General features: G+C 57.2%; 19 protein-coding genes and 1 riboswitch. Of the genes, 10 read left to right on the forward strand and 9 right to left on the reverse strand.

Annotation, left to right across the window (positions count from 1 at the left end; all coding sequences use genetic code 11):
* Positions 1 to 77 precede the first annotated feature (77 nt).
* From AACX78_RS10140 to AACX78_RS10165, 6 genes are all read left to right on the forward strand, one after another.
* A complete protein-coding gene (locus tag AACX78_RS10140) occupies positions 78 to 1886 on the forward strand; it encodes a M3 family oligoendopeptidase (RefSeq protein ID WP_159166107.1) in 1809 nt (602 codons plus the stop codon).
* Between the two features lie 385 nt (positions 1887 to 2271).
* On the forward strand, positions 2272 to 2811 hold the full coding sequence (ycfP, locus tag AACX78_RS10145; RefSeq protein ID WP_005310449.1) for an alpha/beta hydrolase YcfP: 540 nt from the start codon (positions 2272 to 2274) through the stop codon (positions 2809 to 2811).
* Between the two features lie 78 nt (positions 2812 to 2889).
* Entirely contained in the window at positions 2890 to 4182 is a 1293-nt protein-coding gene (locus AACX78_RS10150; RefSeq protein ID WP_005310451.1) for an NAD(P)/FAD-dependent oxidoreductase, read from the forward strand.
* 208 nt (positions 4183 to 4390) lie between these two features.
* Positions 4391 to 4708, forward strand: a complete 318-nt coding sequence (locus AACX78_RS10155; RefSeq protein WP_059112275.1) for a heavy metal-binding domain-containing protein — start codon at positions 4391 to 4393, stop codon at positions 4706 to 4708.
* A gap of 168 nt (positions 4709 to 4876) precedes the next feature.
* The gene (locus AACX78_RS10160; RefSeq protein ID WP_159166108.1) at positions 4877 to 5635 is read left to right on the forward strand and encodes a substrate-binding periplasmic protein; all 759 of its coding nucleotides are present in this window, start codon (positions 4877 to 4879) and stop codon (positions 5633 to 5635) included.
* Positions 5636 to 5826: 191 nt separating this feature from the next.
* Positions 5827 to 6840 (forward strand): S66 family peptidase, encoded by a 1014-nt coding sequence (locus tag AACX78_RS10165; RefSeq protein WP_159166109.1) that lies wholly within the window; start codon positions 5827 to 5829, stop codon positions 6838 to 6840.
* A 69-nt stretch (positions 6841 to 6909) separates the two neighbouring features.
* Here the strand turns inward: AACX78_RS10165 and AACX78_RS10170 are convergent, their stop codons facing one another.
* Complete coding sequence (locus AACX78_RS10170; protein WP_159166110.1) at positions 6910 to 9183, reverse strand: LTA synthase family protein; 2274 nt, start codon at positions 9181 to 9183, stop codon at positions 6910 to 6912.
* Positions 9184 to 9435: 252 nt separating this feature from the next.
* On the opposite strand from AACX78_RS10170, the gene AACX78_RS10175 reads away from it, so the two are divergent.
* Entirely contained in the window at positions 9436 to 10524 is a 1089-nt protein-coding gene (locus AACX78_RS10175) for a hypothetical protein (RefSeq protein WP_159166111.1), read from the forward strand.
* A gap of 91 nt (positions 10525 to 10615) precedes the next feature.
* On the opposite strand, the gene lysC is transcribed toward AACX78_RS10175, so the two are convergent.
* Both lysC and argA read right to left on the reverse strand, forming a co-directional pair.
* Entirely contained in the window at positions 10616 to 11968 is a 1353-nt protein-coding gene (gene lysC / locus AACX78_RS10180) for a lysine-sensitive aspartokinase 3 (RefSeq protein WP_059112270.1), read from the reverse strand.
* Positions 11969 to 12057: 89 nt separating this feature from the next.
* A riboswitch (Lysine riboswitch) is annotated at positions 12058 to 12282 on the reverse strand.
* Positions 12283 to 12390: 108 nt separating this feature from the next.
* Positions 12391 to 13719: an amino-acid N-acetyltransferase gene (argA, locus tag AACX78_RS10185; protein WP_159166112.1), complete on the reverse strand. Its 1329-nt coding sequence runs from the start codon at positions 13717 to 13719 to the stop codon at positions 12391 to 12393.
* Positions 13720 to 13989: 270 nt separating this feature from the next.
* Between argA and msrA the strand changes: the two genes are divergently transcribed.
* Entirely contained in the window at positions 13990 to 14622 is a 633-nt protein-coding gene (gene msrA, locus AACX78_RS10190; protein ID WP_111589408.1) for a peptide-methionine (S)-S-oxide reductase MsrA, read from the forward strand.
* A 355-nt stretch (positions 14623 to 14977) separates the two neighbouring features.
* Here the strand turns inward: msrA and AACX78_RS10195 are convergent, their stop codons facing one another.
* From AACX78_RS10195 to AACX78_RS10205, 3 genes are read right to left on the reverse strand one after another with little or no spacing between them, the layout of a single operon-like run.
* Positions 14978 to 15313 carry a DUF3802 family protein gene (locus AACX78_RS10195; protein WP_005310468.1) on the reverse strand — a complete coding sequence of 112 codons (336 nt, stop codon included), beginning with the start codon at positions 15311 to 15313 and terminating at the stop codon, positions 14978 to 14980.
* 55 nt (positions 15314 to 15368) lie between these two features.
* Positions 15369 to 15845, reverse strand: coding sequence for a GNAT family N-acetyltransferase (locus AACX78_RS10200; protein ID WP_159166113.1), 477 nt, complete (start codon positions 15843 to 15845; stop codon positions 15369 to 15371).
* Positions 15846 to 15853: 8 nt separating this feature from the next.
* On the reverse strand, positions 15854 to 16210 hold the full coding sequence (locus tag AACX78_RS10205; RefSeq protein ID WP_021140617.1) for an MmcQ/YjbR family DNA-binding protein: 357 nt from the start codon (positions 16208 to 16210) through the stop codon (positions 15854 to 15856).
* Positions 16211 to 16316: 106 nt separating this feature from the next.
* Here AACX78_RS10205 and AACX78_RS10210 point away from each other — a divergent pair, with 106 nt between their 5' ends.
* Positions 16317 to 17108: an alpha/beta fold hydrolase gene (locus AACX78_RS10210; protein ID WP_021140618.1), complete on the forward strand. Its 792-nt coding sequence runs from the start codon at positions 16317 to 16319 to the stop codon at positions 17106 to 17108.
* A 282-nt stretch (positions 17109 to 17390) separates the two neighbouring features.
* On the opposite strand, the gene kwaB is transcribed toward AACX78_RS10210, so the two are convergent.
* The 3 genes from kwaB to AACX78_RS10225 form a co-directional block, all read right to left on the reverse strand.
* On the reverse strand, positions 17391 to 18350 hold the full coding sequence (kwaB, locus tag AACX78_RS10215) for an anti-phage protein KwaB (protein WP_159166114.1): 960 nt from the start codon (positions 18348 to 18350) through the stop codon (positions 17391 to 17393).
* A complete protein-coding gene (kwaA, locus tag AACX78_RS10220) occupies positions 18343 to 18930 on the reverse strand; it encodes an anti-phage protein KwaA (RefSeq protein ID WP_159166115.1) in 588 nt (195 codons plus the stop codon). Before kwaA ends, kwaB begins: the two co-directional genes overlap by 8 nt.
* A 425-nt stretch (positions 18931 to 19355) precedes the next feature.
* Entirely contained in the window at positions 19356 to 19835 is a 480-nt protein-coding gene (locus AACX78_RS10225; protein ID WP_236556316.1) for an MgtC/SapB family protein, read from the reverse strand.
* Positions 19836 to 20369: 534 nt separating this feature from the next.
* Between AACX78_RS10225 and AACX78_RS10230 the strand changes: the two genes are divergently transcribed.
* Complete coding sequence (locus tag AACX78_RS10230; RefSeq protein WP_201302939.1) at positions 20370 to 21317, forward strand: hypothetical protein; 948 nt, start codon at positions 20370 to 20372, stop codon at positions 21315 to 21317.
* The last annotated feature ends 27 nt before the right edge of the window (positions 21318 to 21344 follow it).

Consider the following 21344-nt stretch of genomic DNA (forward strand, 5'->3'; position numbering starts at 1 on the left):
GCGGGCCCGCAGCGGCCCGGCCATGCGCATTTCACCCAGGGCAGCCTCTGCCCCTTGATATTGATGACGAGCGTTTGATGCAACAAAGAGTCTACCCACAGCAGTGGCACAACCAGCATATCTATCCCGCCCTCGACTGCCCCGAGCTGGAAGCGGACATGAGCCTGGCCCGTGCCAACCTCGCCGGGCTTGCCGGTTTTATCGACGGTCTTGAGCAGGTATTGGGCAATACCGACGCCTTGCCCGATTTTTTGCGGGAAGTGCGCCTGCGGGCCCAGCGGATCCGCAATATCGGCTGGAACGTCGCCGTGCTGGCGGCATCAAAGGGCAGTCAGGATGCCTGCGATCCGCTCGCCAAGCAGCTGGCCTCCCGCGCGAGGGCCCTCAATGCCGACCTGTTCAAGGCACTGGCGCCGGTCGAAGACCTGATGCTGGGACTGCCCGAGCCCGAGTTTGAGCGGCTGATGCAGGATCCCTTGCTCGGAGAAGAGGCGTACCGGCTGCGCCATGAGCGCCGGCTGCAGGATCAGCGCCTGCCGGTGGAGGCGGAGCAGCTGGTGATCGGCCTTGGTACCGATGGCCTGCACGCCTGGGGCAACCTCTATAACGATCTGGTGGGCAAGATCCGCCTCGTTATCGACGGTCGCGAGATGGGGCTGGCCGAGGCAAGCAATCTGCTCTCCAGCCCTGTACGGGCACTGCGCCGCGAGGCCTTTGATGCCATCAGTGCCGGCTGGGAAGGGGAGCAGGAGACGGTGGCCGCCATCCTCAATGCCCTCAACGGCTGGCGGCTGGAGCTGGCGCGCCAGCGTGGCAAGGTGCGAGCCCTCGATGCGCTGGATCTCTCCTGCCACCAGAGCCATATAGAGCGGGCCACCCTGGATACCCTCATGGCCGAGACGTATAACGCCCGGGGTCTGGGCCAGCGGGCGCTGGGGCTGATGGCCGCCCGGCTCGGCATAGACGATCTGGGGCCGGAGGACTTGTTTGCACCGCCCCCGGCGGCCAGCAGTCGCGAGATCCCGTTTGAAGAGGCGATCGAGATCATAGCCGCGGCCTTTGCCCGTTTCGATCCCGAGATGGGGGAGTTTGCCCGCATGATGGCCGAGAAGGGCTGGATTGATGCGGCGCCCACCCCGAACCGGCGTACCGGTGCCTACTGCACCAAGTTTGCCGATCCGGTGGAGCCGAGAGTCTTTATCACCTATGCCGGCACCATGGACAATGTCATCACGCTCGCTCACGAGCTGGGTCACGCTTGGCACAACTGGCTCATTCGCGATCTGCCCATGAGCCAGCGCAGCTACCCCATGACGCTGGCGGAGACCGCCTCCATCTTTGCCGAAACCCTGGTGCGCAGCGCCCTGTTCGAACAGGCGCAGACCCCGGAGCAGCAGCAGGCCATCGCCTGGGCCGAGGCGGACGGCGCCGCCACCTTCCTGGTCAACATTCCGGCCCGCTTCGACTTCGAGCATGCGCTGGTGACCGCCCGCGGGCAGGGCTATGTGTCGGCACAGCGGCTCAAGACGATGACGGACGAAGCCTGGGGCCGCTGGTATGAGGGGAGTCTGGTGCGCTATCACCCTCTGTTCTGGGCGGCCAAGGCGCATTTTTCCATCGCCGGACTTGGTTTTTACAACTACCCCTACCTGTTTGGCTATCTGTTCAGCCTGGGAGTCTATCAGCAGTTGATGAGCCGTCAGGCCGCAGGGGAAACGAATGTGGCCGAGGCTTATCGCGCCCTGTTGCGGGATACCGGCCGCATGAGCGCCGAAGATCTGGTGGCAAAACACCTGGGTCAGGATATCCGCGAAGCTGCCTTCTGGCAGGGCAGCATGGTGCTGGTGGCGGCGGCGGTGGATCGCTTCGAGCAGACCTGCTGCTAGGGGTCTTTGCCGCGTAAAAAGCCGCCGGGCAGTGTGTCTGCCCGGCGGCTTTTTCATGGTTTCCCACAGATGATGCTGTGCAGGGCGTGAGGCTGATCATGGCTGATAAAGAGGGCGGCCTTGTGGTACTGAACAACCTTGGTAGGCAATCGTTTGCTGTCCCATGACACAGCCACTTGCCTCGCTAGCCAGGTGATCCCTTCGCCACAGCGGGTGCCCACTTTCATTGCCGAACGGAGCAGGTGAGGTATCTGATTGACTTAATCTGGTTTCATCCGCAACTGGAGGCGTGATCCAAAGCAAGAAAGTGGGATGTTTTGGTGGCGCAAGGCCCCGCCGCTGGGGTAGTTTCGATAGAACCGACACAGTTTTTGAGGTCTTGTCCATGATCATCTATCTGCATGGCTTTGATGCCACCAGCCTCGGCAATCATGAAAAAGTGCTGCAGTTGCAGTTTATCGATGATGATGTGCGTTTCGTGCACTACAGCACGGTTCATCCCCGTCATGACATGAGCCACCTGCTCAAGGAAGTGAAAAAGCAGCTCGACATGAGCACAGACCCCAAGCCTCTCATCTGCGGGGTGGGGCTGGGAGGTTACTGGAGCGAGCGGATCGGCTTCCTGTGCGGCATCAAACAGGTGATCTTCAACCCCAATCTGCACCCCGAGATCACCATGCAGGGCAAGATAGACAGACCGGAAGAGTACGAGGATATAGGCACCAAATGTGTGTCTGAATTTCGTAGTAAAAATTCAGGAAATTGCCTCTGCATCCTTTCCGTTCAGGATGAAATCCGCGATAATGGCGACATTGAGCGTGAATTGAAGAATTATTACAACATCGTGTGGGATGAGCGAGAGACTCACAAGTTCAAAAATATCTCTCATCACCTGCAACAGATGAAGGCTTTCAAAGAAGCCTGATCGATTGTCACGTCATGGATTCAACTATCAAGGGAGCCGATGGCTCCCTTCGCTTTAATGGAACCGAGGTAATTAACCATGACCAATATTGTTGTCGTCGGCGGTGGAGCTGGCGGTCTGGAGCTGGCTACCAGCCTGGGTCGCAAACTGGGCAAGAAGAACAAGGCCAAGATCACCCTGGTCGACCGTAACCGTACCCACCTGTGGAAACCCCTGCTGCACGAAGTGGCCACCGGCTCCATGGATGCGGGTATCGATGCCCTGAGCTACCAGTCCCATGCCAAAAACCACGGTTTCGATTTCCAGCTGGGCAGCCTGACTGACATCAAGCGCGACGAAAAACGCATCGTGCTGGGGAAGATCGTCGATGAGAATGGCGACATAGTGGTGCATGAGCGGGAGGTGCCGTACGACATCCTGGTGATGGCGATCGGTTCCGTTTCCAACGACTTCAACACCAAGGGCATCAAGGATCACTGCATCTTCCTGGACAGCCCTTCCCAGGCACACCGTTTCCACAACAGCATGATGAACCGCTTCCTGCAGTTCGCCACTGAATACCAGCCAGGTGACAAGGTGAAGATCGCCATCGTCGGCGGTGGTGCCACTGGCGTCGAGCTCTCTGCCGAGCTCTATAACGCTGTGGAGCAGCTCTATGCCTACGGTTTCAAGAACCTCACCACAGAGAGCCTGAAGGTGACTCTGGTGGAAGCGGGCCCCCGCATACTGCCCGCGCTGCCGGAGCGCATCAGTGGCGCGGCTCATCAGGAACTGGTCAAACTGGGGGTGGATGTGCGTACCGCCACCATGATCACCGAAGCCACCAGCGATGGGCTGCACACCAAGGATGGGGAGCTCATCGAAGCTGATCTCATGGTGTGGGCTGCCGGTATCAAGGCGCCGGATTTCATGAAGGATATCGCCGGCCTTGAAACCAACCGCATCAACCAGCTGGTAGTGAAAGAGACACTGCAAACCAGCCGTGACGAGAACATCTTCGTCATCGGTGACTGCGCCGCCTGCCCGCAGCCGGATGGCAAATTCGTGCCGCCACGCGCCCAGTCCGCCCACCAGATGGCGACCCAGGCATGCAAGAATATCCTGGCCAAGCTGGAAGGCGGCGAGATGAAACCTTACCTCTATCACGATCACGGTTCCCTGGTCTCGTTGAGCCGCTTCTCCACAGTGGGCAGCTTGATGGGCAACCTGATGCGCGGCTCCATGATGGTAGAAGGCTACATAGCACGCATGGTTTACATCTCGCTGTACCGGATGCACCAGGTCGCTCTGCACGGCTACATCAAGACGGGTCTCATCATGCTGGTGGGCCGCATCAACCGGGTACTGCGCCCGACCCTGAAGCTGCACTAAGCTGCCATCAGCACACGAAAAGGAGAGGCCTGGCCTCTCCTTTTTTTATCGTTCGGGCCCAGGTTCCGGCGATGAGCGCGAGCCAAATGGCGGCATGGTCGCCTGCAACGGCAACCATCATCGTGCAACTGGCTATTAGGGGGCGGGGGATGTTGTCCGGTAGAAGTTTGGGGTAGTCTGAAACCCATTTTCACCTCAGGAGCGCAAGATGATCCTCTCAACTACCCCCACGCTGGAAGGCAAAACCATTCGTGAATACCGCGGCATCGTCGTGGGTGAAGCCATTCTCGGCGCCAATATCTTCAAGGATCTGTTTGCCGGTATCCGCGATATCATTGGTGGCCGCGCCGGTGCCTACGAAAAAGAGCTGGCCCGCGCCCGCGAGATTGCCTTCGATGAACTGAAAGAGCGCGCGCAGGCGCTGGGCGCCAACGCCGTGGTCGGTATCGATATCGACTACGAGGTGGTGGGGCAGAACGGCAGTATGCTGATGGTCAGCATCAGCGGTACCGCCGTTGTAATCTAAGCCCTGTCAGCCATTGAAAAACCGGCAACCTTCTGCCGGTTTTTCTGTTTCTGCCCCGGCGTTGACCGGAACTGTGACAAATCCTGTGATCTTGCTGGCCAGCCTGTATACGCAGGGTTGCCCACTGCCGCCATACTGAAGCAAGGGAAACAGGCAGAGAGGTCAATCATGTGGCATTTTCGCTGGTTATTGTTGTGGTGCTGGCTGGGCAGCGCCGCGGGGGTCAACATTCAGGCGGTAACAGAGGAGCTTCCTCCTTACAACTATCGGGACAGAGACGGTCTGGTAACGGGTCTGTCGGTGGATCTCCTGCAACGGATGGTCGACAGGAGCAAGCTTTCGCTCGACAGCAAGGGGGTACAACTCCTGCCCTGGGCGCGGGCCTATCAGATGGCGCTGCATCACCCGAACACAGTTATCTTCAGCATGGTACGGCTGCCGGAACGAGAAGCGCTCTTTCACTGGGTTGGCCCCATAGGACCTCGCACCCTCTGGTTTTATCGCCTGGCGAAACGAGAGGAGGTGACGGCCAATCAGCTCTCTGAGTTGGCATCCTGGCGTATTGCCGTTGTGCGCAATTCGGCTGCGGCACGTGAACTGGCTGATCAGGGGCTTAATCTGGTGCTGGTGCACGATGAAGATGACAAGTTTCGCATGATGCTGCGCAGGCGAGCGGACATAGCTCCAGCCATGCAGATGGGGGCGGCCTATCACATAGAGTCGCTGGGCCACAGTTATTCGGACTTTGTCCCCCTGTTTCAGTATCAGGACACCAAGCAGTTCTACTTTGCCTTCAGCCTGGAGACGGACGAGGCCATCATCAAGGCACTGCAAGGGACCCTGGACAGCATGCGCGCGGATGGGACTTACGATGAGATCACCCAGAAATGGGAGCGTCGCTTCTGGATCAGGCCGGCGAGCGAATGAGCGTCTGCGCGGCGGCCCATGTCACTGAGGTGGCAAGGGGGGTTGTGATGGTTCGCCGCGTCTCGCCGAATCGCTCACCTGGGCCAAGCAGCTTATCCTGATGTCTTTAGGACTATTTACGGGTCACTATGAGTCCTTCAAGGTCGGCACCATAATGCCAGATGGCCGCACTCGGGACAGGACACCTGACAATGACATTACTCAAGCCGCCAGGGCTCAAGCCTGGCGACACCATAGGTTTTTTCTCCCCCTCCAGCGCGGCCACAGCCTGGGCGCCAAACCGCTTTGCCCGTGCAAAGCGGTTTATGGAAGCGCAGGGCTTCAGGCTCAAGGCGGGCAGCCTCACCGGCCAGCAGGATCACTGGCGATCCGGCACCATCGCCGCGCGGGTTGCCGAGCTCAATGCACTGATTCGCGATCCGCACGTGCGTTGCATCATGTCGGTGATTGGCGGCAGCAACTCAAACTCCCTGTTGCCGTATCTCGATTTTGATGCGCTCAAACGGGATCCCAAGATCATCATCGGCTACTCGGATGTGACGGCCCTGCTGCTCGGCATTTATGCCAAAACCGGCCTCGTCACCTTTTATGGCCCGGCGCTGGTGGCCTCGTTCGGTGAATTGCCCCCGCTGGTGGATGAGACCCTGGCCGGGTTTAGCCAGATCTGCCTGGCGGGTGGGGGCGCCGTGCCTCATACCTTGCCGACCCCTGCTTATTGGACCGACGAGCGGCTCGATTGGGAAAACCAGACTCGGGCCAAGCAGTGTCAGCCCAATCGGTTGATCTCGGTGGGGACAGGTCGGGTGCGGGGGCGGCTGCTGGGTGGCAACCTCAATACCCTGACGGGGATCTGGGGCTCTCCTTACATGCCTGCCATAGCGCACGGAGATATTCTGCTGCTGGAAGACAGCCTCTTGACAGCTGATACGGTGGAGCGCGCCTTCGCCCATCTCAAGCTGTGCGGTGTGTTTGACCGCATCGGCGCCCTGGTTCTCGGCAAGCACGAGTTGTTCGATCATCAGGGCAGTGGCAAGCGGCCGCTCGATATTCTGCTGGAGGTGGTGGGGACGCCGCGTTTCCCCATATTGGCGGAGTTTGACTGTGCCCACACTCATCCCATGCTGACTCTGCCTCTTGGCATCGAGGCTGAGCTGGATCTCGATGCCCGGACCCTTACCTTGTGCGAACCCTGGCTTGGCGAGTGAGTTATCCCGTCAACCGCATTATGCAAAGAGGCCGCAACAGCGGCCTCTTTCACTTTCTCAGGTCCGGGATCAGGGCAGGGCATTGGTCCTGAAGCTGGCCCGGATCTGGGGCACAAGGGGAGAGACGTCGAAGCCTTTCTCCTCCCCCAGCACAGGGTGGAGCAGGGGGAGATCCGGGATCGGGGTCAGATCCCCTGCCAGCAGCTGGCGAGTGGCCTGGCCCATCTGGTAGAGCTGGCGCACATGGGCGAATTGCCGTTCGAGAGAGAGGGCACCATCATCGCGGGTAAAGGCCATCATGGGGATCTGGTAGCTGGCGTCACGGGGCGGTTTGTCGCCGTGAATGCCCTTGCCTGCCGACATCAGAAAGGGTTGATGATCGCCAAAGGCCACCACCAGATAGCGTTTGCCAGAATTGTCCAGCCGTTTGAGCAGCCGCTCCAGGGAAGCCATGGCATCCACCACCCCCGTGTAGTAGGTGTTGAGCAGCTGGCGGTCTGCCGCACTCTGATCCGGACAGGCCTTGTCGAGCTGCTGGGCCTGATAGCGATCCCCGTCGAAGGGGCCGTGACCCTGCATGGTAACCGCGTAGGCAAAGAGCGGTGAGGCGTCCTGCTCGCTGCGTCTGAGCAGATGGTCGATCAGCGCATCGTCCGAGATATAGAGCCCCTTGTGCTCGAGACTGGTAAAGCGGGTATCGAACCAGCGCTCCTCATAGCCAAGGGCAGGCATCGCCTTGGCACGGCCCCAGAACTTCTCCACGTAAGGGTGGGCAAACAGGGTGTGATAGCCGCTTTGCTTTGCGCTTTGTGCAAGGCCAGGCACCTGCTCGGACAGGTAGTAATAGGGCACGACCCCCTGCTTGAGCAGGCCCACCGGCAGACCCGTGTTCATCTCGAACTCGGCCAGCACCGTCATGCCGCCTGTGGTGGGGGAGTGGATGGTCTTTTGCCACTGTTGCACGCTGGCGGGCAGGCTCAATGTGGGAGGCGGGGCGCAGATCCTGCCCTGCCAGCCGAGCCAGAGCGACTCGTATTGCAGCACTATTACCAGATCGAAGCGTGGGGGCTGCCCCTGGCTCACATGGCTGATCTGGGGAGTGAACTCATTGATCTGCAGGGGATAGCGAAACACACTGCCGCTTTGCAGCATCTCGTCCACCAGATTGAACAGATAGAGGCCGGGGCCGGAGCGGATGAGATCCCTGTGATAGTTGACCGCTCTGTCCACGTAGCGAATGTTGGCCCCCAGCAGCTTGTTGCCGGTCTGGGTCGCGAACACACAAAGGGCAAAAAAGGCGGCGGTGGCGGCGGTCGTGCGAAACAGGCCGCGCAAGACCCAACGTGACAGGGCGAAACGCCAGCAGACAAACAGCAGCGCAGCGACGCCGAGCACAGGCAATACTGGATGCTGATCCAGCAGGATGCGCAGCAGTGCCAGCAGATTGCCAAGGTCGTCACCCCCCAGCGGCACCCCGTAGATGGCGATCTTCATGAAGTTGGCGAGCAGGCCAATGCCGGAAAGCGCTGTGAACACCAGTCCCATATAGAGATTGAAGCCCGCCAGAGCACAGAGGCTCCAGCCCAGCACCATGCTGCCCCAGGCGAGATAGTAGTGCTCCGGCCTGAAGCCGGACCAGAGCAGAAACTCCCCCAGTTTGAATACCACAAAGCCGTGCAGCAACACGAAGGTGAGGTTGCCGAGCAGCAGACTGCCGATGATCCGCCAGCGCAAACTGCGCCTGAGCTTGGGCAGCAGGGCCTTGAGCACGGCGGCGCTCAGTGCCAGTACCAATACCAGGCTGGTGAAGAGGTAGGTGAGGTTGAAACCCTGCTCCGGCAGAGTCTGCAGGATCTGGCTGAATTCAGCGCTCTCGGGCCGATCTGCCAGCAGCAGGCCGATCCGCAGCTGATAGCGACTGGCGAGGGCATCGTCCGGTGCACGCAAGGTGCTGTTGAGATCCAGGGTGCAGCGCCCTTTATTGCATCGCTGGCGTTTTTCTACCGCCTGGCTCAGCTGATCTATGCGCTCCCCTTTGTCGTTGAGCAGCTCCACCCGCACCTTGTCCCCCGCTTGCAGCGGTTTGAGCAGCTGCCACTGGCTGCGCACCACCAGATAGAGGCCACGGTTGTCACTCTTGTAGAGCAGAGAGTGACGAGTGAGCGTCGCTATGGGTTGGTCGGCAGGTCCCAGCACCAGCTGCCGGGCCTGGCCGAGCCAGCTGCCGGGATTGATCTGCGGCAGTATCAGGGTCAGCAGCAGCAGCGCAGCCAGCAAGCCAAGCAGCAGGGAAGGCAGGCTGGGGATCCTGGCTGACCGGCGTGCTGAGGAGGGGACTTTCATATGAGCTCATCCTTTGAGCGAGTAACGACGAATGGCTGCTGCATTTAATGTGACCCGATGGTGAGGGGCTTGTTCCTTGTTGTCAATTTAATGACCAAACAATGAATATTTCGTGACCATGGAGCCATGCAAACTGTGATCCTGATCGGGCCGTCACACTCATTCTGTGATGAAAGCGTCATCATGACGCTTTGCTGCTGGTCTGTACCTGCCTTGCTGCTTAGTCTCTCAATAATGGATGGAGGTACATGTATGAATCCCAAGGTAGCGGCACGTCAGGCAAGATTGCTCCGCATGCTGGAGAGCAAGGAGGAGATCCGGATCGGACGCGAGCAGGATTGCCCCTTGCCACTGGCACAGCTGGTGAGACTCAGAGAGGATCATCCCGCCGTGCTCAAGGTCTATCGTCACGGGCTCACCGCCGAGGTGTTTCACCTCAAGGTGGAGGGACATCACTGGTGCCTGAAACGGCGAAGGCATGACTCCCTGGTGGCCAATATCGACGGCAAGACCGCCTTCCTGACCGAGCTGGAGCGGCGCCGCGAGATAGAGGCGCTGCGTGAGCTGCATCCCACCATTCTCTCTCACGTGGTCTGTACCTGCTTTGGTTCGGCCAGGGCAGGGGTGCTCGTCTCTCCCTGGTTGCGAGGGGTGCCGGTACACGACCTCAATGAGCGCAATCTGGCCCAGATGCTGGCGGTGCAGGCCGAGCTCGCCCATTGGGGCTGGTTTGACTGGGATCCGAGCCCGGGCAACCTGCTCGATGATGGCCAGCAGATCGCCGTGTTCGATTTTGGCTACATGTGGCCGTTCGATCCCCGCCATGAATTCAACTCCAACGGCCTCTCCGATCCCCAGTTTCATGTGCCGGAACGGCTGGAGACCCGCACCCTCTCGGGTCTCTGGCTCGACGAGCCGGATCCGTTGCCGCAGTTTCGCTACTGGCGTGGACTCTGTCTGGGCTGGGTGCAGCGCGAATTGCAATATCTGACCCGGGAGGGGGCTAGCTCGGCAGTACTGGCTCGATTGCAAGGGTTGCAGGGGGAGTGGCGCTCGGCACTTGCAAGCGATGACGCGCTGGCCGCCAACTGGTGGCGGGACATGTATCGCAGCCATCGGCTCGACATCATGGATGACCTCAGCGGCAAGAGCTGCGGCCCGCTCACTTTGCGCCGGCTCGACTGGCTTGAGAAGGCGGTGGCCGACCATTTCGCCGAGCTGGCGGATAATCTGGGGCCTGACGAGGCTGGCTATAGCCAGGCAGCATTGCTGGCCAGACTCGCGGGTCTGCGTGAGGAGATCCGCACCTGCCTGTTGCCGGTGCCGACACTGGCGGGGTAGGGGCTGGTATCTGCATCGATGACATGGGCATCAACGAAAAGAGGGGCACCCTGAGTGCCCCTCTTTTATGCGGTGTCAAACCTTGGCTGGCTCAGTCGAGCAGCTCCTGGTGGAGGCGATTGACGATGTGGCCCGCTTCTTCTTCCTTGACCAGGAAGCAGAGATTGTGGGCACTGGCGCCATAACAGATCATGCGGATGTTGTGCTCGCGAATGGCGTCAAAGACCTGACTGCCCACCCCGGCCGCCTCGCTCATGCGGTTGCCGATGAGCGCCACCAGTGCCAGACCGGTTTCCACCTTTACCTTGCACAGCTGACCCAGCTCGGCCAGCACCTTGTCGCTGAGCACGGGCTCGCCGTTGCTCTGGCTGCCGGTGTGATCCAGGGTGAGCGACACGCTCACTTCCGAGGTGGTGATGAGATCCACCGAGATGCGGTGGCGGGCCAGGATGCCGAACACCTCGGCCAGGAAGCCGTAGGCGTGGAACATGTTGAGGCTGTGCAGGGTCACCAGCACTTGCTGGCGGCGCAATGCCACGGCGCGAAACAGCGGGTTGGTGCTGGTGCTGGCACGGATCCAGGTGCCGCCGGCAGCGGGATCCTTGCTGGAGCCGACAAAGACAGGAATGTCCTGGCGCACCGCAGGTTGCAGGGTGGCCGGATGCAGCACCTTGGCGCCAAAAGTAGCCATCTCGGCCGCTTCCACGAAGCTTATTTCGGGAATGGGGCGTGCACGTGTCACCAGTCGCGGATCCGTGGTGTAGATGCCGGGCACATCGGTCCAGATCTCTATGCTGCCCGCATCCAGCGCTTCGGCGAGCAGGGCGGCGCTGTAATCGGAGCCGCCGCGACCAAGCGTGGTGGTGCGGCCATCGGCATCCGAGCCGATGAAGCCCTGGGTGATGATGAGGCTGTCGCCGAGCAGAGGTCCCAGCGCCTGTTGGCAGAGGTCGCGAGTGGCGGCGAGATCCACGGTCGCCTTGCCAAAGCGGCTGTCGGTGCGCATCAGCTGGCGCACATCCTGCCAGTGGGCCTTGATGCCACGCTGGTGCAACAGTTCGGTGAAGAGGCGGGTAGACATCAGCTCGCCACAGGCGATGAGCCTGTCAGCCAGCTCCGCATCCGTATGCTGACTGGCCTGGCGGGCCATGGTGCGGATCTCGCCAAGGGTGGCATGGATCAGGGTACTCACGTCGGCGGGATCGCCCAGTGCCGTCAGAATGGCCTGCTGGATCTCGGCCAGTTTGGCCAGCTGCGCCTCCTGGCCTGCCTCGTCCAGATCACCCTGGGCCAGTGCCACCAGCAGATTGGTGACGCCGGCGCTGGCGCTCAGTACCACCACCCGGGTTGCCGGATTGGCCAGCACCACATTGGCGCAATTGTTCATGGCCGCGGCATTGGCGACACTGGTTCCACCAAACTTGGCGACATTGATCGGGCTCATTGCTTACTCCTGTCTTAATATAAAAATCCGGTTCCATCGGGCAAAAAGAGAGGAGGAGGCTGAAAATGGCAGGAATGAGAGAAGCTATCCCGGCCAGAAGCACTCCACCCGCAGAGCCCATCCCGTACCCGCCCCTGATGGGGCGCGGTGGGGGATGACCACTACCGATGACAACCCGGGGGATTCAGCCCCCGCAGCCGACGTTGAGGTATCCAGTTGCCTCACACGTCTCGGCGCTGCTCCCCCTGACCCAAGTTCATCGGACGCTGGTGTCCTCCCTTGGGCTGCCTGGGCAGCGCTCCTCTTCTGGCTCCACCGCAGGCGGTGGAGTGCAATTAGAAATACCCTGTGCTGGATTGCACTGTCAATCGAGATTGTGAAAAAGTTAACAATCGACGACAACTCGGCACAAGATCAACAAGTTACGAAATGGTTTTTGACAAAACCTTGGAGCGGCGCTGCCAGTTGTAGAGCCGTTGCCGTTCCACTGGCAGGTCTTCCACCTCCAGCGGATCGAAGCCCCGTTCCCGAAACCAGTGAATGGAGCGGGTGGTGAGTACGAACAGGCGACGAATGCCGAGCCGCTTGGCCCGCTCGGCCACCTTGGCCACCAGCTGATCCCCCCGATTGGAGTTGCGATACTCGGGGTGAATGGCGACGCAGGCCATTTCTGCCATCGCCTCTTCCATGAAGCAGTAGAGCGCCGCGCAGCCGATGATGAGGCCGTCGCGCTCTATGATGGTGAACTTGTCTATTTCCATCTCCAGCTGCTCGCGAGAGCGGCGCACCAGAATGCCGTCCTCCTCCAGCGGGCGAATGAGATCCAGAATGCCGCCAATGTCTTCGATGGTGGCGGCGCGGGCCTGCTCGGCGCTTTCACGCACTATCTGGGTACCGAGGCCGTCGCGACTGAACAGCTCCTGCAACATGGCGCCGTCATCCTGATAGCTCACCAGATGGGAGCGGGGCACGCCGCCCCGGCAGGAGGCGATCGCCGCACGCAGGTAACGGGCTGTGCCGGACATCTCTTCCCCCGCCTGCTCCAGCTCCACCAGCAGCTCCTCGGCCTGCTCTGGGAAGAGCTCCGAGATGGCTTCGCCGTGTCTGTCCATGACGCCCTGGGTGCTGCTGAAACAGATAAGCTTGTCGGCCTTGAGATCCACCGCCACCCGGCGCGCCACCTCTTCGGAGCTCAGGTTGAAGCTCTCGCCGGTGACCGAGCAGCCGATGGGGGAGATGAGCACCAGCCCCTTCTGATCCAGCTGGCGCGTGATCCCCTCCACGTCGATGCGGCGTACCCGACCGCTGTGACAAAAGTCGATGCCATCATCCACCCCCAGCGGCTGGGCGGTGACGAAGTTGCCACTCACCACGCTGATGCGGGCTCCCTGCATGGGGGTGTTGGCCAGCCCCATGGAGAGCTGGGCCGTGATGTCGTACTGCAGGCCGCCACACACCTGTTTGATGATGGCGAAGCTCTCGTCATCGGTGACCCGGATCCGCCTGTGGTACTGGGCTTCGATGCCCGCGTGAGCCAGTGCCTCGTCGTTTTGCGGACGTGAACCGAACACCAGCACCAAACGAATTCCCAGCGTCTGCAGCAGGGCGATATCGCTGACGATATTGGCAAAATTGGGGTGGCAGATGGCTTCCCCTCCCATCATCAGCACAAAGGTGGCACCTCTGTGCACATTGACATAGGGGGTAGACTGCCGAAAGGCATAGACCAGGCTGGGTTCGCGTTCACGCACTTGAGGCTTCTTCCATAAAAAAACAGCAATGGGCTCAATATATGAAAATAAATTCACAAATCAAGACTAAATATTGATTTTGCTATTTTATGCCACCATTTTGTCCGCTTGATGACGCTGAAGAAAAACGAGAGACGAGAAGGCGGTGAAAAATACAGCAACACCAGTCTGGCTGTGGCCTTGGTTGATCCCGGCTCATAACCTGTTATCTTCGAGACTCCTTTTCGTCAGCTGTGCGATGACACAGGTTTTTATACAAGGACAGGGTTCATGGAACAGATTATTTCACCGGCAGATGCACTGCCGGGACGCCGCGATGCGATGGTGATTGGCCAGCAACATGCCGTCAATGGTCACCCGACTCAGGGCCCCTGGCCTGAAGAGATGGCAGTAGCCTGGTTTGGCATGGGGTGTTTCTGGGGTGTGGAGCGTCTGTTCTGGCAGCAGCCCGGCGTCTACTCCACCGCCGCTGGCTATCAGGGTGGCGTCACCCAGAATCCCACCTACAAGGAGGTGTGCAGCGGTCTGACCGGTCACGCCGAAACGGTACAGGTGGTATTTGACCCCAGCGTCATCAGTTATGCCGCCCTGCTCAAGCTGTTCTGGGAGCAGCATGATCCGGCCCAGGGCATGCGTCAGGGGGGCGATGTCGGTACCCAGTACCGCTCGGTGATCTTCTATGGCGACGAGACCCAGCAGGTGATCGCCCAGCAGAGCCAAGCCGCCTATCAGCAGGCCATGATGGCCAGTGGCGACAGCCGTGCCATCACCACCCGCATCTTGCCGCTGGCGCCCTTCTATTACGCCGAGGATTACCATCAGCAATATCTGGAGAAAAATCCGGAAGGGTATTGCGGGCTGGGGGGGATCGGAGTCTGTTTGCCGCCGAGCCTCAATCGCTAACAGATGGCGCCATGCTAGATCACCCCTGCTTTGATACCAAAAGAGGCCGCATTTGCGGCCTCTTTTACGCCTGATGTCGACTGACTGTCGGCGCAGTGAAAAAAATCGTAAAAAAATATGTCACGAACGGGAACTAAATAGAATTGGCCCTGCCGAACTAAGTAGCTTCCAAGGATGGCAGCCAAGACCAGACACATTTCTTGCCTCGACCTTCACTGAACGCCACTGAAAAGCTGGATAGATTGAAATGATAGCAAGCAGGGCTGCCCATTGAGGCGGCCCTTTTCATGTGTGCTGTGTGCGGAAAAATACGGGCGTCTGGGTCGGCGCCACGGGGATCAGGTGTCTCGACGGATTAGCTGATGGCGCCGTCAAACAGGTTCTTGATGAGGTCGATGAACTCTTCGAGGAAGGCTTGCTGGGCCGGGGTAGGGGCACGCAGCCAGACGGCGGAGAGCACCTCTTCCAGATCGGCGACCACGGCGTCTGCTTCCTGCATGATCATGAAGCGCAATTTGGGATCGAGCTGCGGGTTCTGTTCGCAGATGGCCATCAGGTTGCTCGCCACCCGGCTGCTCACCAGATCTTCGATGGTCTGTTCACCACCGCTCTGCTGCTGGGCTTCAAACAGTCCCAGACTCTCCACCAGATACTCAATCAGGGCGATATAGCCTTCGCTTTCTACAACCATGGCTGCCTCAATCCTCAACAATACGAAAAAACTGTGCGTATTTTAGTGGCTGGTCCTAGCTTGGCAAGCGGCAGTGCAGACGATAGCGGATAAAACTGACTCCACCCCGTTCCACGCTTTCCAATCCGGTCAGCTCAAAGCCATACCGTAAAAATAGCCCATAGCTGAAGGCGCTGGCTTCCGTCGTCAGGGTCTCGATGCCGAGCCGAGTCGCCTGGCTGAGGGCGGTGGCGAGCAAGAGGCCGCCAAGCCCCTGGCGTTGATGGTCAGCGCTCACATAAAGCAGGCTCAGGTGACCATCGTCGCTGAGGGTGACAAAGCCGAGCACGGCGCCGGCATGCTCCAGCACCCAGCCGTGGTGCTCACGCAACTGGCTGACAAAGCCCGGATGATGGGCACCGAGGGCCCACTGCGCTACCTGCGCCTCGCTGTAGTGCTCGGGGCCGCGTTGGCGTACCGCCTGCTCGAACAGGGTGATGAGGGCTGGGATATGCGGCTCGCTCAGCGGGACTATCTTGGGCTGCTCTGGCATGGGGCGTCTCACAGTGTCGGCGCTTGCGGCCGTTTGGCCTTGGGCAGGCCGGCGACCACCCGCTCATAGGAGTGGTGCACCCAGCCTTGCCAAAGATCGCTGGCAAGGGTGTCGCTCAGGGTAACCGTGTTCCAGTGCTGCTTGTTCATGTGCCAGCCGGGTTTGACCTCGGGATGGATCTCCCGCAGCAGCAGGGCGAGCTCGGGCTCACATTTGAGGTTGATGGTGAGCGGCTCTGCCTGCCAATCCACCAGCGCGAACATCTTGCCGGCGATGCGATAGACCAGGATCTCCGGGCCGAAGGGGGTGTCCTCCTGAGTGCCCGGCAGGGTCAGCAGAAAGGCTCTCAAACTCGTCAACTCCATGGTCACGCTCCTCGCCAGTTGCCATGCAAACGTATTTTTTGGGTGAAAATATCTGCTAAGATGCGCGCCTACTATACCCCAATGCCGTCGATGAGGGAGTCGCAAGATGCTGTATCACAAGACGTTCGAGCTTGGCCCCGACAGGGATTGGGTGGTATTCGTGCACGGCGCCGGTGGCAGCTCCTCCATCTGGTTCAAGCAGCTGCGCGCCTATCGCGAGCACTTCAACGTGCTGCTGCTGGACCTGCGTGGCCACGGTCAGTCCCACCAGTTGCAGCAGGTGGTCAAGGGTCACTACAGCTTTCGGGCCGTGACCGAAGACATAGTGCGCCTGCTCGATCATCTCAATATCCGTTGCGCCCACTTTGTCGGCATCTCCCTTGGCACCATCCTTATTCGCCATCTGGCGGAGCTCTGCCCGGAGCGGGTCAAGAGCATGGTATTGGGCGGTGCCATACTGCGGCTGGATATCCGCTCCCGGGTATTGGTGCAACTGGGGCGCCTCGGCCAGCACATCCTGCCCTACATGTGGCTCTACCGCCTGTTCGCCTTCATCATAATGCCGCGCCAGCACCATCAGGAGTCGCGCAACCTGTTCGTGCGCGAGGCGCGCAAATTGTGTCAGAAGGAGTTCAAACGCTGGTTCCGCCTCGCCACCGAGGTCAACCCCCTGATGCGCTACTTCAAGGAGCGAGCCCTGCCGATCCCGACCCTCTACGTGATGGGGGAGGAGGATCATATGTTCCTGGCACCGGTGCGCGAGCAGGTGGCCCGCGATGCCAGCTCCTCTTTGGCGGTGATCGAACAGTGTGGCCATGTCTGCAATGTGGAGCAGCCTGAGCAGTTCAACCGCCGCACCCTGGCATTTTTAAAATCCCTGGCCCGCGGCCGTAAATAATCTGTCTCCTCATCCCGAGTCAAATAAAGCAGGGGATATATCCGAGCCAGCGCTTATCCAGTTCTTCGATGTCACTGGAATAGCGCACTCGTGAGATGGGGCAGAGCCAGCACGCCGGCATTCCCTATCACAGCATTCTTTATTTGGTTGATCAGGCGGCGAGATAAATACCCCCCCCCGGCAGAATGTATTCTTTCAGGGGGCTTACTTTAAGACTAAAACAGTTGTTCAAGGCAGCTTTTTTTAAATGGGAATTACACATCAAAGCTGAATTCACCAGAACTAAGAGCCCGCTCTATCTTTTGCTCTGGCAATATAATTCATGCCTGTTAATTCTGATTTCAAAAACTCATCATCTAATAACTGCAGAAAATAAGAGCAGCGCTGTATGCTATTTAAGTCAAACTGATTCCCATCTTCTGTTAGCTTGAGCTTATTTTCATAGAAAGATTTACTCATAGCGAATGAGATAATTTCTTCGTTAGATAATTCTTGCTCAATAACAGCTGAGTTTTTGAAAACCTTGACAAATTTCCTTGCAAAGTGAGTCTCATTTTTTAGCCGTTTATTAAACTTTTCTAGATTATTGACAAGGCCACGTGATTCAATACTTGAACAGTATTGCTCTGCCTTAGCATGTATTATTTTGTCAAACCCTAACTCTTTCTCAAATGCATTAATGTTGTTTATTAAATAGCTTTTTCCTATTTTAGCAAAGATAAAATTGTTGTTTAGTCTCAAAACATCATCTGTCATTTTTACAACTCGGGTTTTATGAGTGGTAAAGAATACACCTTTCCCCGAAGTCCATAGCGCTGTTCTATGTATGTACTGATAAAATGAGATTACTTCCCCATCATTTCCTTTCAGTCTTATGACGACAGCTTTAATACTTGACAGACCTTTGCTTTTAACTTGGTATTTGCCAATAATTTTATTGGCTTGCATGTCGTTAACTTTGTCTAAATAATTGAACTCATGAATTCGCACATCGAAATCAAAATAATAAAGTGCATTCTTTCGATCATCGGCATTAGATAGGTTTGGAATTGAAAGTTTCTCGTTGTCAGTGAATCTGTTTTTCAGATCATTGACAAAGCCAATCATAAATTCATCCAACCCCTCACTTTCAATATCTGAATCATATAGTTCGTTATTATCATCATCAATAAAGAAAACTTTAATCCCTGTACATGTGTCCAGAATCTTCTTCATGTCAAATTTAATGTCGTCTCTAGTCATTATTTATTTTCCTAGCAAAGCATACATCTTCAGAGATAAATTTATAGGCAATGTTCTGCCCTTTTTTTAAATCATATTTTGTTATTACGATTACAGAATGGTAATGGCTTACATGATCGGCCAAGGTGGCCCTGTATAACTTGTATCCATAGATAGATAGTGTGGGGTTTGTATAATACTTATCAGTCCTAACAAAGATTATACCTATCACAACCAATAAGAATAAATAAGCAAGCAGCTTAAGTGGGGAATCAAAATTGAGCCCTGCAAATGGAACAATATATGTGGCTAAGAAGCTTAAATGCTCATAATTTTCACTTTTGCAATCAATGACCAATAAACTGTCACTAGCACTGCCATTAAGTTCAAAGTCAAATTCACGCCTTATAAATTCACAATATATAATGGAGAAAAGCATCAATATAGGAAGCCAATTAGACAATATATAATATATAACAATATTATATTTAAGTTCACTATCTGAAGATGGAGATTCCATATTGATGGACAAAAAAATCACCATAACAAATAGGAACATAAGTGAAAGAATGTAAAGCTTTATCTTCTCCTTAGTATTCATATCAAGCCTCTAACTTATTCCTTAACATAATGTCACTATCTTTAATAATAACTTTGCCATCAAATTGGATTGCTGCCGCACAATTTTCAGCTCCCAACGAGTTGTTTCTAAGCGTATTGAAGAGATGCAAACCATCGCTACATCTTGGCTGCCTTTGGGGCTCTAAGGGCCGGATGAGTAGCCTATCAAAGGCCGACCTCTCCTGTTGAGTGAAAACACAGCCAGCCCGTGGGTTTTGAATGAAATCTTGATGGCGGTCAGATTTTGATGTGGAAAGGTCGAGAGATATGGGGCGGGGAGGCGGCTTTTCCTCTTGTTGTTACACCGCCCGGTTAAGCAAGCGCGGTGATATCCCTTGCTTATCAATGCCTGTCACCGCGATTGACAGAGCTTGTGTCGACGGGCGAATCTGGCTTCCCATCAATTCAGCGCCCCTCTTTTTTAAAACCCAGCAACCAAGGCACAATGGTTAAAATAAACAGGGCTATCAGGGTGGCGAGAACCGCAGTGGATTCTCGACCCATACCCGCGGCAATGCCGATGGCTGCGGTGACCCAGATACCGGCTGCCGTTGTCAGCCCCTGGGTTTCTGTCTGCCGGGTGCCCAGAATGATGGTGCCAGCGCCCAGAAACCCAACCCCGGCAGTGAGACCCTGCAACACCCGGGTCAGATCAGCGGTTGATGCGCCTGCTTGCTGGGGGATCAGCACGAACAGGGCTGCACCGATACTGACCAGCATATGGGTGCGGATCCCGGCACTTTTCCCTTTCTGTTCACGCTCGTAGCCTAATAGACCACCCAATAAGCCGGCTACCAGCAGACGTAATACAATCTGCGTCATCTGCTTGATATCCTGAATATCCGCAAATTCAGACAAGACAGTTTTCCATATTTCTTGCCACATAAATTCCATCCTTGTACTTGCAACTTACCAACTGAACATAATGAGAAGTTCATTATGTTGCCATCAGAGACGAGTGCATGAGCTCTTCTTGGGCTGACAGGCATGCAGGTTGAAAGGGTATCAAATGGCGATTGACTCTGTTGAACAAAATGTTATCCAACCCGTGGAATTTGAACGCAATTTTGATGGCAGTCTGGTTTCTGCCTGTGCTGGTGTGGGGATAGCTGAGTAGGGAAGTGTCTATAGGGGGAAGGTCTGATGCAGTGGCCCGCCTTGTTGCTGCGTGACTCTTCGCTTGTTGCCAAGCGTGTTGGGTTGGCAGACGGGGTGAGCGAATGGCGCACAAGATTTCTTCCAGTCACCGGCCTTCCTGTTGCGATATTGGGTGTGCTGTCTGCGTCTTGTTACCCAAGTCCTTGTAACAGCTGGTTACAGATCTTGAGTCGACTGGCGAACCCTCCCTCCAGTAAATTCAGCGGCGATTGAATGCACCTCACATAACAAAGCAATTGCAAGGAACAAGCGTCAATGAGAATGCACCACAAAGCCATGCTGGCCATCGCCTGCACCGCCGCCCTGTCCGCCTGCGACAGCGAGAAAGCCGCCAACAGTATTGCCAAGCGCGCACCGCTGCCACTGCCTGATGCGGGTCTTTACGAGGCCAGCCTGTTGAGCCGCGATAATGACAAGGCGTCGTTCAAAATGATCAAGGGGCTGGAAGGGATGGCACTTATCTATCCCAAGGCGGATCGCGAGCAGCGTTGGGGTGTCTGGGTCGACAAGGATGCGGGCAAGGTGGCAACCAACAGCCAGTGGAGCGGCAAGGCGGCTCAGAAAGAGAACAAGGATGGGATATACCCCGTCTTGCTGGAGCGTACCTCCGAGCGTGGCAACAAGGTCGATAGCCAGAGCAATGACCACAACCTCATCACCTTCCGTGATCAGTCGGTGATTGACGTGAATGGCAAAGAGGTCAAGCGCTGGACCTTTGACTTTACCCGCACCGGCACCCAGTTTTGGGAGCCGGATCAGAGCACGACCCTCTACCCATCCTGGAGCGGCCACGTCGCCGTCAACAAGCTGGCCACCCGGGCGATCAGCAGCGACAGCTGGTCAGTTGCAGACGATGAGGGCTTCGCCGACGCCATGGTGGGCCAGATCAAGAGCACCAACAACAGCGGCTCCCTGACGGTGGAGATGGAATTCCCCAGCGCCGGTTGCACCCTGACCGGCAAGGGCAAGGCCGATCAGCACAATGGCCTGAGCAAGCTGACCGTGAGCGGCTTTGGCAAGTGCCGCTTCAAGGCCTCAAGCGATTTCACGCCGATTGAGAACAAGTGGGTGTTGAGCCTGGCCAAAGCCAGGGACGGGGCTCTAGCCTATGCCGCCGCGTTCACCATCCCCAATACCAAGCAGACTGCATTGGTGGTTGGTTTCCCCGAGCAAAACGGTCTGGTGCTGATGGCGGACAAACAGCCCTGAGTCACTGTTGAAGCCGCCTTGGCTGAC

The sequence above is a fragment of the Aeromonas sp. 9A genome (assembly GCF_963900955.1).
Classification (GTDB): Bacteria; Pseudomonadota; Gammaproteobacteria; order Enterobacterales; family Aeromonadaceae; genus Aeromonas; species Aeromonas salmonicida.

What these genes read in the sequence shown, in the direction of transcription:
- AACX78_RS10225 (WP_236556316.1), bottom strand. Translation starts at nt 19,835, where the DNA reads ATGTGGCAAGAAATATGGAAAACTGTCTTGTCTGAATTTGCGGATATT.
- AACX78_RS10175 (WP_159166111.1), top strand. Translation starts at nt 9,436, where the DNA reads ATGAATCCCAAGGTAGCGGCACGTCAGGCAAGATTGCTCCGCATGCTG.
- kwaA (WP_159166115.1), bottom strand. Translation starts at nt 18,930, where the DNA reads ATGAATACTAAGGAGAAGATAAAGCTTTACATTCTTTCACTTATGTTC.
- AACX78_RS10200 (WP_159166113.1), bottom strand. Translation starts at nt 15,845, where the DNA reads ATGCCAGAGCAGCCCAAGATAGTCCCGCTGAGCGAGCCGCATATCCCA.
- AACX78_RS10210 (WP_021140618.1), top strand. Translation starts at nt 16,317, where the DNA reads ATGCTGTATCACAAGACGTTCGAGCTTGGCCCCGACAGGGATTGGGTG.
- AACX78_RS10195 (WP_005310468.1), bottom strand. Translation starts at nt 15,313, where the DNA reads ATGGTTGTAGAAAGCGAAGGCTATATCGCCCTGATTGAGTATCTGGTG.
- AACX78_RS10170 (WP_159166110.1), bottom strand. Translation starts at nt 9,183, where the DNA reads ATGAAAGTCCCCTCCTCAGCACGCCGGTCAGCCAGGATCCCCAGCCTG.
- AACX78_RS10205 (WP_021140617.1), bottom strand. Translation starts at nt 16,210, where the DNA reads ATGGAGTTGACGAGTTTGAGAGCCTTTCTGCTGACCCTGCCGGGCACT.
- AACX78_RS10140 (WP_159166107.1), top strand. Translation starts at nt 78, where the DNA reads ATGCAACAAAGAGTCTACCCACAGCAGTGGCACAACCAGCATATCTAT.
- ycfP (WP_005310449.1), top strand. Translation starts at nt 2,272, where the DNA reads ATGATCATCTATCTGCATGGCTTTGATGCCACCAGCCTCGGCAATCAT.
- AACX78_RS10150 (WP_005310451.1), top strand. Translation starts at nt 2,890, where the DNA reads ATGACCAATATTGTTGTCGTCGGCGGTGGAGCTGGCGGTCTGGAGCTG.
- AACX78_RS10160 (WP_159166108.1), top strand. Translation starts at nt 4,877, where the DNA reads ATGTGGCATTTTCGCTGGTTATTGTTGTGGTGCTGGCTGGGCAGCGCC.
- AACX78_RS10165 (WP_159166109.1), top strand. Translation starts at nt 5,827, where the DNA reads ATGACATTACTCAAGCCGCCAGGGCTCAAGCCTGGCGACACCATAGGT.
- AACX78_RS10155 (WP_059112275.1), top strand. Translation starts at nt 4,391, where the DNA reads ATGATCCTCTCAACTACCCCCACGCTGGAAGGCAAAACCATTCGTGAA.
- AACX78_RS10230 (WP_201302939.1), top strand. Translation starts at nt 20,370, where the DNA reads ATGCACCACAAAGCCATGCTGGCCATCGCCTGCACCGCCGCCCTGTCC.
- kwaB (WP_159166114.1), bottom strand. Translation starts at nt 18,350, where the DNA reads ATGACTAGAGACGACATTAAATTTGACATGAAGAAGATTCTGGACACA.
- msrA (WP_111589408.1), top strand. Translation starts at nt 13,990, where the DNA reads ATGGAACAGATTATTTCACCGGCAGATGCACTGCCGGGACGCCGCGAT.
- lysC (WP_059112270.1), bottom strand. Translation starts at nt 11,968, where the DNA reads ATGAGCCCGATCAATGTCGCCAAGTTTGGTGGAACCAGTGTCGCCAAT.